Genomic DNA, 15,764 nt, shown 5'->3' on the forward strand with positions numbered 1-15,764 from the left:
TTTCATGATTCATACACCGGAGGGGGATGGGGAAGTCATATGTTCAGATCGTTCGGCCGCAATATCCGCCTAGTCCTGGTGTTGTTCATTACTGTCTATATTGTCGCTTCGAGCTTCATTCTGTACCGTACTATGGAGCATAGAAGCCTTGACATGCTGCGGCAGCTATCCGTTCAGTACACTGGCCAGCAGCATAAGAATACACTTCTGTTCATGAACTGGCTGGAGGAGACCTCGAAGCTTATATCCAACAACCAGGTGGTGCAGAATGCGCTGAAAAAACCAACATATGACGGGGCAATCTCTCCGATACTTGAGGGCATACGTTCTTCCAGTAGTGACATTCTCGGCATTTACATTTGGGGAGAAGCAGGGGGAACTTACTCCTCAAGCAATGTTTCCGGGTTGCTGCCCTTTGCAGAGATCAAAAAAGAACCAGGGATGGAACAATTTCTAAATAACCGAGAGCAGGCTTTGCGCTGGACGGTGCTGAACCGGGAGCATCTAATGAATGCACCTTCGGATCTGCGCGACCGTCTGTTGCTTGAAGTAAAAATTAAGGGTTCGATGGGAGACGTCCTCGGTCTGCTCTCGCTTGAAGTGGAGATTGACAAGCTTTACAGCTTCTACCTATCTGGCGAGAATACAATCTACGGGGAAAATGAAGTTTACTTACTGACCGGAAACGGGAAGCTATTGAGTGCTGCCGATGTCCCGAAGGAGCGCCTGCAGGAGATCAAAGCAGCACTAGTTACTTCGGAAAAAGCTACCTTGGCTGAGCCCGTGACACAGGGTATCGATCAAAATAGTACAGGCAGAGGTGATGCAGATCTGCTGGAGCGGGAAACGGCTGACGGCCTGATTTTGCTCTATCCACTACCGGAATCGGCAGAGCGGATTGTCACCTATATCTCAGCAGATGGCATGAATGCAGAGCTGCGAACGTTTAAGTATTTAATGCTCGCCCTGAACCTCGTAGTGTTCATAGTGTTCTGGCTGCTGATCTCAGTGCTTAGCGGCAGTATAGTTAATCCACTGAAGCAGTTGTACCTGAAGATTAATTCAACAATGAAAGACTAAGATAAGATGGAGTCTGAATCATGAAAATCGCTAACCGAAGTGTATTTCATACATCTAGCTTGGGCAATAAACGGATGAAGTAAGATATAGTTGTATTCAGTACACTTATTATTCGGAAAGTTAGTTGCTGCCAACAGAATTGGAACGTATAGATGTACCAAATACATTTAAACTTCTGCTCGCTGCAAAAAAAGGGTGCTTTAGCTGTATTAAATACAACTAAAGCACCTATAATTCTCGAAAGTATCTTTAATTTGCCACTACTCAGAATAAAACAAGAAATCGTTTTTTTAAGCAAAGTAGAAGTCCCGCTTACCCACTCAAAAAGGTTCGATTTCTTTGTTATGTCCGCATTTATAAACTAAATTCGCTAATTGGGCAGTTCCTTCTTCAAGTTGATCGTAACCGTGGTGCCTTGCCCCGGCGTGCTGGAGATACTTAAACCATATTGAGGACCATATTCAAGTTTAATTCGTTCGTCCACATTTCTTAGTCCATACCCGCTCTGAAACAACACATCTTCCTTGGCTTGGCTAAGCGTCGCACCGTTGGAAAATCCCACCCCGTCATCAGTCACTGTGAAGCGAATCTCATCTGCCACTAATTCGCCTTTAATCCAGATTCGGCCCATCCCGCGTTTCTCGCTGATGCCGTGTTTGATCGCATTCTCTGCAATAGGCTGAAGAATCAGCTTCAGAATGCGAACCTTGCGCAGCGATTCCTCAATCTCGTATTCAATCTCGAACTTATCCGGAAACCTCATTTGCTCAACTGTCACAAAACTCTGCACCAAGCGGATTTCTTCGTCCACGGTCACGAACTTGTCGCCTTTATGCAGGCTGATTCGAAAAAAGGTAGCTAATGAAGAAATCAGCCGTTCGATATCGGGCTGCTTCTTCAGTCGGGCAATCCAGGCAATTGCATCCAGTGTGTTGTAGAGAAAATGGGGATTGATCTGTGATTGAAGTGCGGTCAGCTCAGCTTTCCGTTGCTTTTCTTTCTCCTCATCTTTCTCCAGCATTAATTGGCTGATCCGCTCCACCATCTGATAGTAGCTGTTCTCAAGCTGAAAAATCTCATCAACCTGACCGCGCTGTTCATAAACAGCGGCCAGATCTTTTTTGCCAAACAGGCTCAGCTTCTTCTTCAAGTTCAGCAGTGGACGGGTGATTTTGGCTGCCAGATAGAAGGAAAAAATCAGCAGCACAATAAAGGTAACGCTGGCGAACAAAAGCGCATTTTGATTGCCTTTGGCGATTCCCGAGAGCAGTTTGTGATTGGAAATCACGCTGGTGAATTCCCAGCTGACCCCAAGTGTCTCCAACCGGGGATTCAAAGGATAAGTAGCAATGATGTAGGAATTTCCGTTATCTGACCAGGTACGATAGCCTTCTTTTTTACCTGGGCGAAGAGGGGCGTTTTCCTCCAAAAAATTGCCCAAGAGCCGTTTGTCGGGGTGAGAAATAATCCGATTGTCGGAAGTCAGGAAGGAGTAGCCGATGCCAGTGAAGCTGGAGGAATACAGGTCCGCCAAAGCAGCCTCCCTGACATAAATGATCACGACCCCGATATTTTGCCCTGTATTGAAATTGCGGAACTGCTGGCCGAATGGAATATACGCATTGCCTTCTCCATCCCGTTTGATCTCACCGACAACAGGCATGCTGCTCTCCTGAATGCGTTTGATGAACAGGGCTTCAGGCACTTCCAGCATCTGCTCCTTAGATTGGTAAGAATAAAGCATATTATCGTTGGTGCTGATAATTACATTACCCACCAGGTCGTTCTGGGCCAGCATACCGTCGATGATAGCTCCGATTCGCGATTCCTTGTCAGCTGACGGCAGGGAATCGTTATTGATGATTTGGTAGATATCACTGTTCACCAGAAACCGCAGAAACAACATTTGAATGTCATCGACCATGAGCTCCACGCTAAGCCCAATTTGGCGCTGAGTCTGAACGACATGGCGGTACAGATCCTTTTGCAGGTAGGTATAGGAATAAAAATTGAAAATAACGAGCATCAGCACCAGATGCAGAGACAGTCCTGCTAACAGAACAACAACAATCCGGCTTTTGATCTTGAACCGCCTCATCCAGGAATCCATCCGGTTGGCTAGTCTCCGCTTACCCATAGGTTTTTGCATATTCACTCGGCGGGATGCCCGTCATTTTTTTGAAGATCTGGCTAAAGTATTTGGAGTCGGTGAAGCCGACCTGATTGCCAACCTCGTACACCCGATACTTCGGATTGCGCAGCATACGTTTGGCCTCCTCGATACGGTATTCCGTCAGACATTCGTAAAAGGTTTTGTTCAGATCTTTACGGAACAGATGCATCAAATGGGTTGGACTGACGAAGACCGCCGCAGCAACCATCTCAACGGTAATGTTTCCGGCATAGTGCTCCCGGATAAAAGCGAGTGCGTCCCTGATTTCACGCCGGCACCGAGCCCCAGCCTCTTCTTCAGCATACAGCACACGTTCAATGCCAGAAAGGGCACGCTGCGCAGCAAGTACAGCCTGCCGGTATGAATCTACGATCCCGTTCCATTCTCCCGCAGGTTTACCTATGCCGACGCTTAAGGCCTGGCCGAAGTGCTGTTGGCTCCATTCAGATAGTTGTTTGCCCAATTTTCGTGCAGAATCTCCGGCCAGCTCTGGTTCCCCGGTCCGAAGGATCATAACCCACTCCAGATGGCTGTCCCGGAATAGACACAGTTGCTCAAAAGAATGCGCTTCCAGAATAGTCGCCGCTGCATCCTCCAGCGCTTTGCCTACAGTATTTCCTTGAAGGCCGTTATCAGGAGGAAAGGTAATGGACAGCGGTAGGATAGCTTTTCCAGGTTCCAATTGCAGTTCCAGTAATTTTATCTTATTTGAAATAAACTCTTCGTCATGCAGTTGGTCATGCAGCAAATCCTGCCAGAACTGCTTGGAGATCGAGGCCAATTCCTCATTAAGCTGTGAATACCGCTTGGAGAGTTGCTTTTTGCCAAGGATTTCATCCCCGACGCTTCGAACTGTATTTGCAAGTTCTTCTATATTAATGGGCTTTAGCAAATAGGTGGAGGCGCCATAACGCAAAGCAGCCTGCGCATATTGAAATTCGTCATAACCGCTGAGCACGACAATCCCTACGAGCATGTCCTGTTCCCGTATTTTTTCGATGAGCTCAAGACCGTTCATATACGGCATACGAATATCGGTAATGATCACATCTGGACGGTGCACTAGGGCAAGCTCCAATCCTTCCTCGCCATTGCTGGCTTCTCCTATGATCTCGACGTTGTATTCTGCCCAGTCTATGGTCTGGGTGATGCCCATGCGGACCAGATATTCGTCATCCACTACAAGCGCTTTCAACATTGGCTTCACCTCGAAGTAGTTTCTAATATGTCTTACAGCCATTATAAACATGAAACCTCTTAAAGAGGAGGTATAATTTCTGAGGTTGTCAGGATCGCAAACGATTTCGCAGTATATTCCCCGGTGACTCTGCGCAGTGACTGCCACGTAGCGTAAGGATCAAACATTTCAACAGCTTCGCAAACCGTTTCATAGGATTCCATCCTAACTTTTGCAAAATCCACTGTGATAGACTTTAAGCGTAAAAGAGCAGTAAGCGCTTTTATAAACATAGAGAGATCGAAATTGAACGTTGTAGGAGGAGTACACTAGATGCAAGATTCATTTATTCCATTTGGGTTTCAATATTACCGTTCCCCGACCCCCTTCCGTGATCAATGGGAACAAGACCTAAGCAATATTGCCGGACAGGGCTTCAATTGTGTGAAATATTGGGTACAATGGCGCGCGAGTGTGTCCAAAGAAGGGACCTATCATTTCGATGATATTCAGGAGCTAATGGATATTGCGCAGAGGAATGGTTTGAAGGTCATTTTGAATGTAATTTTCGACGTGGCGCCGGCCTGGTTCTATAAAAAATATCCTGATTCCAAAATGGTTACAGCGGACGGTTCCATTCTGGAACCAAGGGCGATTAACTGCCGCCAGATCGGCGGAGCGCCGGGGCCCTGTTATCATCATCCAGCTGCCGCCGAAGAAAAGGCAAAGTTTCTGGCGGAGACGGTGAAGACTTTTAAGGATCATCCGGCGCTCTGGGTCTGGGATTTATGGAATGAGCCTGAACTAACCACAGGAATCAAGCGCAAGTTGTCTTTTGACAACCAGGTGTGTTATTGCGAGCAATCGCTGTGGGTGTTCCAAGAATGGCTAAAAAATAAATATGTTACTTTGGAAGCCCTCAATGAATCATGGCAGCGGACTTACGGGAGCTGGGAGGAAGTAGAGGCACCGCGTGGACAAGGCGTATTTAATGATCTGGTGGACTGGCGCCTGTTCATGTCCGGTACTTTAACGGATGAGCTGCGGAGCCGGGTAGATATAGTGAAGTCACTGGATCTTTTGCATCCTGTTATGGCCCACACTGTGCCCGCCCCTATCTTTAATATGATTACAGCGGGTTCGGACGACTTCAAGCTGGCTGAGCCCTGTGACTTGACAGGCAATAGCCTTGGGTCCTCGGCCTGGTCTGCTGATCTACTGATCTCTGCCGCCAAAGGTAAACCCATTATCAATTCGGAGATTCATGCTTTGCCAGGCAATACTGCAATGAAGCCGCGTCAGCCGGAACTGCGGGAAATGAAACGGCATATTCTGACCCCGCTCGCTCGTGGCATCACGGGATATTTGTTCTGGCAGTACAGACCAGAGATATTGGGACAGGAGGCCCCTGCATGGGGCAGTGTATATTTGGACGGAAGTCCAACCCCATGGTACAAGGATATGGCTCATCTAAATAAGCTGGTGCAAAACAATAAGCAAGAGCTGATGCATGCAAAACGGCGCGGAGACGGGATTGCCATTCTGTTCAGTCCGCAGAACCAGGTTGCTAACTTTGCGGCACATGATCATCTGGACACCTACAACGATTCCTTACAAGGCGCCCATAAACTACTGCATGAGCTCAATTATAAAGTTGAATTTCTGCATGAGACGGATGTTAACGTGAAGACACTGGAGCAATACCACTGCTTGTGGATGCCTTATCCTCTATATTTGAACCGCAAACTGTGTGACATCCTACGCCAGTGGGTGGAAAAGGGCGGGATCTTGATTTCGGAATGCTCGTTCGGTGCACTTCAGGCAGAGAATGGCTGCCACAGCTATACGGTGCCCGGTTATGGATTTGACCAGGTGTTCGGGGTCCGTGAGACTTGGATTCATTCCGCTGAGAACCTGGATCACAGCTATCATCAGGTTGCGTTCGAATCACGGACAGCGATTCCGTTGCGGAATATTATGGAGCATAGCAAGGCGGAGGAATCGGCAGCAGACGATACGGCGCACGGATCCTATTACAAATCGGATATCGAGCTGGAAAGCCATGTGAAGGTACTGGCTGAATTTGCCGAGGACCGCATGCCTGTGTTGACTACCGCCGCTTATGGCAACGGGCGTGCCGTATGGTTCGGTACCTTGCTTGCGGCTGCCTACTGGCAGGATGGACATCCCGGAACGCTTCAGCTGGTGCGGGATCTATTACAGAAGGAACTAAAGCTGCAGCCGTATGTACAAGCAAGCGGCGGTGTCCGCGCGGATCTCTCCGAGTGGGAAGGTGAGCAGGACCGAGGGGCATTTCTTTTTGTTCATAATGAAGGGGATATGGCGGTTAAGGCTGACGTTACGCTGGGTATTGTTTATACTTCTGTCGAACCGTGGTTTGATGATGGCAGCGCTGAAATTCAACCAATGAATCTATTGAAACCCACAACTACAAAACTGACTGTGCGGGTGGAAGCTGGAGATGTTCAAGTATTCCGATTATCTTAACCGGTATCAGTAAAGAGCGGAGAATATAGAGCCGGTGAAAACTGGCTAAAGGAGTGTATCTATTTGGGTTGGTTAGATTATGTAAATCCATTACAGGGAACGGAGTCAGATTTCCGGTATTCACATGGCAATACACTGCCACTTACAGCGATGCCATTTGGTATGGCGGCTTGGTGCCCGCAAACCTATGAAGCAGGTGGAACCTGGTTCTTCCACCCGCGCCATCGCCACCTAGAGGGCATCCGGCTGACCCATCAGCCCAGCCCGTGGATCGGAGATTATGGGCATCTGACCCTGTTGCCGCAGACAGGTCCACTGCTCCTCAGTCCCGGTTCACGTTCTTCTTCCTTCAAAACGGAAGAGATGCAAGTGTCCCCTCACTATTTCGATGTGTTTCTTCAACGTTACCGCACCCGGCTGGAGCTGACTCCAACCGAACGTTGTGCAGCGATAAGAATAACTTTCGCTGAGAGGCAGCAGAACAGGCTTATTATAGCACCTCTGAAAGGTGAGTCACATCTCACCTTCCAGCCGGATAAACGTAGAATCACCGGCTACACAAGAGGCCATACCGCCGGGGTGCCCGATAATTTCGCGATGTATTTCGTGTTCCAGTTCGATAGGGATTTTCACATGGAGGAGTCGGGAATCTTTAACGGAGATTATCAGCCACTGGAGACCCATGAAGGGACTGGCGAACGACTGGGCGCTTACGTAGGAATAGCTGCACCGGAATCTGGCATAGTGGGAGTGAAGTGCGGGACTTCCTTTATTAGCGGAGAGCAGGCGCTGCTTAATCTGAACCGAGAGATTGGGGAAGACAGCTTCGGAGAGATCTTGAATAGAGCAAAGGCAAGCTGGGAAGAACGGTTGGGGCGCATTGTTGCTGAAAGCGCAGATGAAGAGAACCTCCGCACCTTTTACAGCTGCATGTACCGAATCTGCCTGTTCCCGAGAACGTGGCATGAATATAATGAGCAGAACGAGCAGATCCATTACAGCCCCTTTAACGGCAGCATCTGCCAGGGTCCGATGTATTCGGATATCGGGCTGTGGGATGTATACCGAACCAGCCTTCCTTTATACAGTATCCTATTCCCATCTTTATTGGGTGAGATTATGCAGGCGTGGACATTGGCATACAAGGAGAGCGGCTGGCTGCCAAAGTGGCTGTCACCAGGGGAGCGCAGTGCTATGCCCGGCACACTGATTGATGCCGCAGCTGCGGATGCCGTGGTTAAGGGCATCGGCGGATTTGATACAGAGGTACTGTATGAAGGTCTTCTGAAGCATGCAGATCGTCCATCAGTGGACGAGAAGCTGGGCAGAAGGGGCCTTGAATTGTACTTGCAGCATGGTTATCTGCCGCATGACCGTTTCCATGAAAGTGTAAGCAACACGTTGGATTATGTATACGGAGATTTCTGTATTGCGCAGATGGCCAAAACACTTGGCAAAATGGATGATTATGAGCGTTTTATGGCTCGGGCACAGAATTATAAGCTGCTGTTTGATCTGACAGTTGGGTTTATGAGAGGTCGCAATGAGGACGGTACTTGGCAGGAAGTATTTGATCCTCTGGAGTGGGGTAATCCGTTTTGTGAAGGCGGGGCTTGGCAGGGGAGCTGGGCAGTGCCCCACGACTTCCCGGGACTAGCCGGGCTGATGGGTGGTGAAGAGGCTTTTGTCCAGCGTCTGGATCAGTTGATGACCGAGGAACCGGTATTTAAAGTGGGATCCTATGGTTTGGAAATACACGAAATGTCAGAAATGGCCTCCGCCGATCTGGGGCAGTTTGCCATCAGCAATCAGCCGAGCTTCCACATTCCTTATATATTTGCCAGACTGGGTGTGCTGTCCAAAACGCAATATTGGGTCCGCAAAACCATGGCCGAACTGTTCAGCAGCCAGATGGATGGTTTACCCGGCGACGAAGATAACGGCAGCATGGGTGCTTGGTTTATTTGGAGCGCCATCGGCCTGTACCCTTTAAGTCCCGGAATTCCTGAATATGTGCTCGGCAGCCCGCTTTTTGATAAGGTAACTATTCAGCTTGAAAATGGGCAGCAATGGATCATTGAAGCAGAGAACAACAGCCCCGCCAATGTGTACAGTAAATCCGTCCACTGGAACGGATCGCTATGGGAGCACCACTCTCTGTCACATGACGAGATTGTCAAAGGTGGAGCCTTGAATTTCTGTATGTTTTCGGGCACAGATCAGTCTTAAGAACAATGCAAGGCAGTCTGGAAAATTCCGGACTGTCTTTGTTTTTATTAGATGATTTTACAATCAAAAAAATTGAGGAACACACTGAATCAGTGATGATTGCAAATCGACTTTTCTATAAATCACTCTGATCCCGTAATTGCATGGATATCATGCTTGATATACAACAATCTGCTGCTCAATCCCGACAAACGCGCTGAATTCCTGCACATTGTACAACATTCCACGTTCGAATACGTAACTTCTCTATTCTCCGCAGCATTTTTTATGGGGCGAAAACTGGGCTTTACAGTCAAATCGTGAAATGGCAAACCATTTCGCAGCTTTCTCGCCTGTTATTTCAAGGTGAACATGTCTAATATCGAAGATAATGAAAGCGCTTAACATCGAGGATGAGAGAGGAGGAAATAACTTATGACTCTAAAACTTCATTCCAAAAGAAATCAGCTAATCGTTATTCTGACCGCTCTGTTAGCAGGAAGCCTGCTGCTGATTGGTGCGAAGAAGTTGCAAGCTCCACAAGCAGAAGAAATGCTTCTGACCCTTAACGGGCAGGAGGCCACAGCAGCGGAGTTCAACTGGCATCTTCAAATGAATCGGGCACTGATTGTTGATTATTTTAAACAAACTTACAACGCCGACTATTCAAAAGACTTCTGGTCTGCCTACTATTCCGGCGAAAATCCAATGCAGAAATGGATCAATACAGCTCAAACTCAGCTTTTGACGAAGCGGATGGAGCTACAGCTTGCTCAAGAAGCAGGAGTCGTAACGGATATCAGTTTTGAAGGTTTTCTCAAGGAGATGGAGCGCGAGAATAATCGGCGGAGTCAGGCAGCAGCGAATAAGGAGGTGGTGTATGGTCCTCTTCATCTGGAGGCGCAGGCCTATTTCAGTTATTACATGAGCAACCTTGAGGATGCCACGATTGAGGCCATGCGCAGTAACGGAAGTATCGTGATTTCAGACGAACAGGTGAAATTGGAATATGCAGCAAATCTAATTGCGAAATATTCTCTGCCGGGAACGATTCGTCTGGAATGGGCAACGCTTCCCTTTGGCCCAGAAACAGAGTACAAAGATCAGCAAAAAGCCTTAGAAAGAATGGAAAAGCTCCATGCAATAGCAACAGCGACAGCAGCAACAGATTCTTCAGGCACAGGCTTCCAAGACCAGGCAAAAGAGTTTGGCGTAAACGTTGGCGAGGTGAAAATAACAAGTGCTTCACGGCGAACAGCAGCTCTGGAAAATCCAAAGGTATTGCTTACCGCAGAGCAACTGGCGCCGGGAGAGTTTAGCGGTTTGTTTACTGAAAATGGGGCTATCCACCTACTTTACTGCCTGTCGGCAGATGATGCAGCTATTCAGCCGTTCGATCATGTGAAGGATGCCATCGCACTGAATTTGGCGCAGCAGAAGTATAGATCCATTGTGGACGAAAAGCTGTCCGAAGCTGTCGTGGAATGGAATTACCCGATGGCTGAAGATCTCGCAAACCATACCATCCAATAAATGTTCAAGGGGGAATAATACAATAATGTTCAAAAAACTCGCAAAATCACTGCTTATAATGGTGCTGATCTTCACAGCGGTGCTTCCTGTAATGGGCGTTTCTGCCCATGCTGAAGAGACGAATGCCGATGATTTCTCAACCCTACCGGCAGCGGAACACAGGTCCGAGAACTGGCTAATTGACAGTAGTAATCCTCAGTTTTTCGAAGGAGATGCAGCCCGGCTGGTCAGAACCTCCACGGAGACTGGCTATGCCATTTACACTTTGACTGGAGTTCAGTCGTTTACGCTTCATGCATATTATTTCTCTGGTTCCACGGCTGTTATCAAGTTCTACGGATCGCCAGATGCAGATATCTGGACGGAGCTTCCAGCCATCAACGACAGTCCCACCGCAACCGGTTCTGGCTGGTACGGAACAGTATATACACCCTCGGGGGCGCTGCCGGATGGTGTCAATTATCTCAAAATTGAAGTCAGTGGTGACCTCGATACCTGGCTGATGCAGCTTGGGCACCTTACGCTCTCCAATGTGTCGCTTGCACCAAAAACGATTGTTGATGAGCTTGACGACATTGCACAGCTTTATGCACACAGTACAAATTGGTCTTTAGATACAAGCAATCCCGCTTTTTTTGGTGGAGATCATTCTCGTGCGGTGAGAACAGCAGACTCAGCAGAATCACTCGTGTACCATTTGCATAATCTGCAACATTTCACAGCCCGCATGCATTCCTTTGCCGGGTCTAGCGGGACTATCAAGTTCTATGGTTCGGCGGATGCATCCACTTGGACAGAACTTTCTGCTGTTCATGAACCTCCACAGGCCACTGGTGACGCGGCTTGGACTGGGACGAATTATACTCCGGCACAAGGGATACCTTCCGGCATTCATTATTTAAAAATCGAGCTTAGCGGTGATTCCGCACCCTGGCTGATGCAACTAGGATCGGTCACTTTATCCAACCGCTTGCCTGGAGATGGAGGGAGCAGCGGTGGAGACGGAGAATATTATGTGGATTCATTTGCAGGCAGCGACAACAACGATGGAAAAACACCGGAGACTGCCTGGAAGACCTTCTCTGTAGTGAATCAGACTACCTTTGAAGCTGGGGATCGTATTTTGTTAAAGAAGGGTGGAATCTGGAATGAACAATTATATCCTAAGGGCAGCGGCACAGATGAAGAACCGATTACAATATCTGCCTATGGGAGTGGAAGCAAACCGATTATCAACGGTGGAGGCATGGCCGGAGCAGCTGTATACCTACGTAACGCTTCGAACTGGGTGATTCGGGATCTTGAGGTCACTAATTATGCTTCCGAGAGGGGAAGTGTTTACCGGGAAGGTATTATGGTGGAGAACGCAAATGGAGGAACATTAAGTAATATCCGCATTCAGGATAACTATGTCCATGATGTATCAAGCAGTTTCCGTTATCCAACGGTTTCCGGAGCCGAAGGTGGCCCACATGCGTTTGGAGGTATCTCCGTATATGTGGGCGGAACGACGGGCACGGACAAGTTCGATGGGGTATGGATCGAGGGCAATACAGTGGAACGGATAGGCCGGACCGGTATTGTGGTATGGGATCAGCGTTTTAACGGAGCAGACTATGCTACGGTCAATGTTACGATCCGTGGAAATTATGTCAAACAAGCCGACAGCGACGGTATTCTCACCTTCGGTGCGGATGGAGCGGTGATTGAGCATAACATAGCGGAGGAAGGCGGAAATTATTCCGAAGAAGGCGAGTTTAACGGCTCTGCCGCAATTTGGCCGACTCGCGGCAAGAATAATATCGTCCAGTTCAATGAGTCTTTTAACACGAACAAACCAGAGGGAGATGGTCAAGGCTTCAATCTGGATATCGATACGATGGACAGTGTGGTTCAATATAATTACAGCCATGGCAACAAAGGCGGATTCATGCTTTTTGTCGATGCCCGTTTGACTCCAGGCGTGCTGACAGGCTCCTCTAACAATGTAGTCAGATACAACATCAGCCAGAATGATCTAACGCATACGTTTAATTTTGCAGGCGGGGTTACGCCAGATACACAAATCTATAACAATACTATCTATATCGGAGCTGGGCAAAACACCAAAATTATCGATCATGAATGGGATGACGCAGGAAATATTAACGCTCCATATTCTTTTAGGAACAATCTGGTCTACAACCTTGGTCAAGGAGGTTATAATCTGCCAGGGGTGAACGGTAGCTTCGACCATAATCTATTATATGGCAACCATCCAGTAAGCGAGCCGGAAAATACCAATCCTATCACAGCAAATCCACTCTTAGTTGCTCAGGGCACCGCCGGAATGGGCTGGAATACAGTGGACGGTTACAAGCTGAGAGAGGGGTCTCCTGCACTTGGGGCCGGTGCTGTCATTGCAGACAACGGTGGGCGGGACTACTGGGGCAATCCCGTTTCAGCAGCAACTCCACCGAATATTGGAGCTTATAATGGACCCGGACTTGATCCTGCTACTCTTCCAGAAGCCCCTGTAGATGATCTGCGACTATATTTTCAAGGTTTAAAAATTGCTCCTCATATTACAGATGGTAATAACGGCGGCATGTCGCTACAACTTCAATTTACGAACAATTCCAGTGTGGATCCTCTGAGAATTAAAAAGATTTCCTGGACCCTAGGGGAAGAGACTGGTCAGATCAGCGGTAGTGAATCGCAATTGTCTGAAATTGCCCCAAATAGTGGATTTACTTATTCAATTCCACTGCCGGGATTCTCTGAAGGGGTTAAATATCCTCTTGAGTTGACAGTTGACCTTGAAGGTTATGAGACAGTTCACCTCAAGCAAAACATAGATATTAACCGGATGCAGCATCAGTCCGATACACGAAGTCCAGCTCTGATTGATCTTGCGGACGGAACCCCTTTGCTCAACGGATATAAGGGTGCGGATGATCTTAGTGGAACAGCGCAACTACGCTGGGATGAAGAACACATTTATTTGACCGCCGATATCCGCGATGATGTATTCAGCCATAATGCCGCCGGGATTAATATTTGGCAAAATGACAGTATTCAGTTCAGTCTTGCTCCCGGTGTACCGGGCGATAGTCAATCCTGGTATGAATACGGAATCTCGCAAACACCAGAGGGGCCGCAAATATATCGTTGGCTGTCCATGAAAGGTGCAGCTACCGGAGTGTTGACTAAGGGAACTTTAAGTGTGACCAGAGATGAGGCGACCAAGGTTACCTCATATGCACTGGCACTACCTTGGAGCGAAATAAGCCCGATCCGTCCAGCGGCGAGCGATATCTTAAGCTTCTCCATGCTGGTTAACGATAATGATGGCGCGGGTCGAAAAGGATATATTGAATGGGGATCAGGCATTGGCGCTGCGAAGGACGCCTCACTTTTCCGCACCTTCCAGTTTATGAACGTAGAAGGTGAAGAAGAGACACCACTGAGTGATAATGCCGATTTGAGCGTTTTGAGTATGGACGGTACAGACATCCCTGGGTTTGACCGTAAGAAACTGACCTATACAATAAATGTGCCCTTTTCCAAGACAGCGGTGGCTGTAACTGGGACACCTTCTGATGCAGAAGCCAAATTGACGGTAACAGGCGGAAGTGAGCTTAAGGTAGGAGATAACAGAATCGATGTTAAAGTTACCGCTGCGAACGGCATAACAACTAAGACATACACTTTGAATGTAGTGCGGAGTGAAGAAGGTGGGGGAACAGATACGCCCGGCAATTCGTCCGGCAGCAATAATAGTGGCAACACAAATGAGAGTAGTGGAGGAAAAATAGTTAATCCAGTGAATATAATTTCAGCGGGCCGTATTCGCATTCAGGGTTCACCCGGTGCTGAAGGAATGAAAATTGCACAGCTTCCCACAGGAGAACTCCAAAAAGCGATGAAGGGAGTGCAAGATGGAGCTTTAGTACTTGAGCTTGCTGAAGAGGATGCGACTGCCAGTGGTGTGGCTTTTCAAGTGCCCATTCCCGAACTAAAAGATAATGTTACTTCCCTAACTGTAAAAGCAGGTGCTGCCACAATAACACTTCCAATTAACACTTTAGGTGAGAATATTCCAGAGGGTGCCCGGCAGTTGGAGCTATCTATCCATTTTGTTGATGCGTCAACCCTTCCAGTTGCCTTAAAAGAGAAATGGAAAACGCATGCTTTGTTCCGGATCTCAATGACGGTAGACGGTAAGTCCAAAGAAACATTAAGCCCTTCTGCGGCAATGAAGGTATCATTTGGATATGAATTAAACCTTGGTGAAGTCCCACATCAAGCCATCGTCTACTCTGTTACCGGCGAGGGAGTGGCCGAAGTGGTCAAAAACTCCAAATACGTATCAGGAACAGGCAAAACAACGTTTACAACAAGGGATTTTGGACTCTATGCTGCAGCTAATGCAAATATCCACTTCTCCGATGTTGATTCAGGCTCCACAGTCATCTTGGAAACTTTGGCTTCCCGTGATCTTATTCATGGCACAGGCGGGGGCAAATTCGAGCCTGCCCGGCAAATTACAAGAGCGGAATTTGTTCAACTGTTAGTATCAGCGCTAGAACTTCAAGCCGAGAGTAGCAGTACTTTCAAAGATGTGAGTTCAAATGCTTGGTATTACCAAGCTGTCTCAACAGCTCAGGCGCTAAAGCTTGTTAACGGACGTAGCGAAGGCGTATTTGCCGCAAAAGAACCTATTTCCCGCCAAGAAATGGCTGTTATTCTGTTTCGCGCTCTGAGCTTAACTGCTCTCCAGTCGGATATCTCCGGCAAGGCAGCAACTTTTGCCGATGAGAATCAAATCGGTTCTTACGCGATGGATGCGGTTGAGTACCTGCGGGAGACAGGAATTGTCAACGGTTATACCGACGGTACCTTCAGACCACTGAGCCTGACCACACGTGCGGAAGCCGCTGCTTTAATTTACAGAGTAATGGAATTGTAAGCACCAAAGAAGAGCTAGAGCCAAGTTCACTTGGCTCCAGCTTTTTTTTGCTTACAAAGTGTTTATTAATAGGTGGCGAAAGATCTAATAATTAAAAATGTTGTTTCCTTTCACATGTATCCATTAACAGCTAC

The 15,764-nt window shown here is 47.9% G+C and carries 7 protein-coding genes; 5 read left to right on the forward strand and 2 right to left on the reverse strand.

All coding sequences use genetic code 11. From position 1 onward, the window contains the following. Window positions 1–39 precede the first annotated feature (39 nt). Window positions 40–1,080 (forward strand): hypothetical protein, encoded by a 1,041-nt coding sequence (locus MHI51_RS15570; protein ID WP_076218692.1) that lies wholly within the window; start codon window positions 40–42, stop codon window positions 1,078–1,080. Between the two features lie 370 nt (window positions 1,081–1,450). Here MHI51_RS15570 and MHI51_RS15575 read toward each other — a convergent pair whose 3' ends face one another. Both MHI51_RS15575 and MHI51_RS15580 read right to left on the reverse strand, forming a co-directional pair. Beyond that, on the reverse strand, window positions 1,451–3,178 hold the full coding sequence (locus tag MHI51_RS15575; protein ID WP_162164258.1) for a sensor histidine kinase: 1,728 nt from the start codon (window positions 3,176–3,178) through the stop codon (window positions 1,451–1,453). Between the two features lie 31 nt (window positions 3,179–3,209). Next, window positions 3,210–4,493, reverse strand: a complete 1,284-nt coding sequence (locus tag MHI51_RS15580; RefSeq protein WP_076218693.1) for a response regulator — start codon at window positions 4,491–4,493, stop codon at window positions 3,210–3,212. 270 nt (window positions 4,494–4,763) lie between these two features. Here MHI51_RS15580 and MHI51_RS15585 point away from each other — a divergent pair, with 270 nt between their 5' ends. The 4 genes from MHI51_RS15585 (at window position 4,764) to MHI51_RS15600 (ending at window position 15,630) form a co-directional block, all read left to right on the forward strand. After that, window positions 4,764–6,938, forward strand: a complete 2,175-nt coding sequence (locus MHI51_RS15585; protein ID WP_340393514.1) for an alpha-amylase family protein — start codon at window positions 4,764–4,766, stop codon at window positions 6,936–6,938. A gap of 63 nt (window positions 6,939–7,001) precedes the next feature. Beyond that, window positions 7,002–9,167 carry a GH92 family glycosyl hydrolase gene (locus MHI51_RS15590; RefSeq protein ID WP_340393516.1) on the forward strand — a complete coding sequence of 722 codons (2,166 nt, stop codon included), beginning with the start codon at window positions 7,002–7,004 and terminating at the stop codon, window positions 9,165–9,167. A gap of 414 nt (window positions 9,168–9,581) precedes the next feature. Continuing rightward, complete coding sequence (locus MHI51_RS15595; protein ID WP_076184648.1) at window positions 9,582–10,679, forward strand: hypothetical protein; 1,098 nt, start codon at window positions 9,582–9,584, stop codon at window positions 10,677–10,679. Window positions 10,680–10,704: 25 nt separating this feature from the next. Continuing rightward, window positions 10,705–15,630, forward strand: a complete 4,926-nt coding sequence (locus MHI51_RS15600) for an S-layer homology domain-containing protein (RefSeq protein ID WP_076184649.1) — start codon at window positions 10,705–10,707, stop codon at window positions 15,628–15,630. Window positions 15,631–15,764 lie beyond the last annotated feature (134 nt).

The organism is Paenibacillus sp. FSL H8-0260 (genome assembly GCF_045040625.1).
Taxonomy (GTDB): domain Bacteria; phylum Bacillota; class Bacilli; order Paenibacillales; family Paenibacillaceae; genus Paenibacillus_AQ; species Paenibacillus_AQ odorifer.

Bases quoted from the DNA above. Each gene is read 5' to 3' on its own strand.
- MHI51_RS15595 (WP_076184648.1), top strand. From the start codon at position 9,582: ATGACTCTAAAACTTCATTCCAAAAGAAATCAGCTAATCGTTATTCTG.
- MHI51_RS15575 (WP_162164258.1), bottom strand. From the start codon at position 3,178: ATGAGGCGGTTCAAGATCAAAAGCCGGATTGTTGTTGTTCTGTTAGCA.
- MHI51_RS15585 (WP_340393514.1), top strand. From the start codon at position 4,764: ATGCAAGATTCATTTATTCCATTTGGGTTTCAATATTACCGTTCCCCG.
- MHI51_RS15580 (WP_076218693.1), bottom strand. From the start codon at position 4,493: ATGGCTGTAAGACATATTAGAAACTACTTCGAGGTGAAGCCAATGTTG.
- MHI51_RS15570 (WP_076218692.1), top strand. From the start codon at position 40: ATGTTCAGATCGTTCGGCCGCAATATCCGCCTAGTCCTGGTGTTGTTC.
- MHI51_RS15600 (WP_076184649.1), top strand. From the start codon at position 10,705: ATGTTCAAAAAACTCGCAAAATCACTGCTTATAATGGTGCTGATCTTC.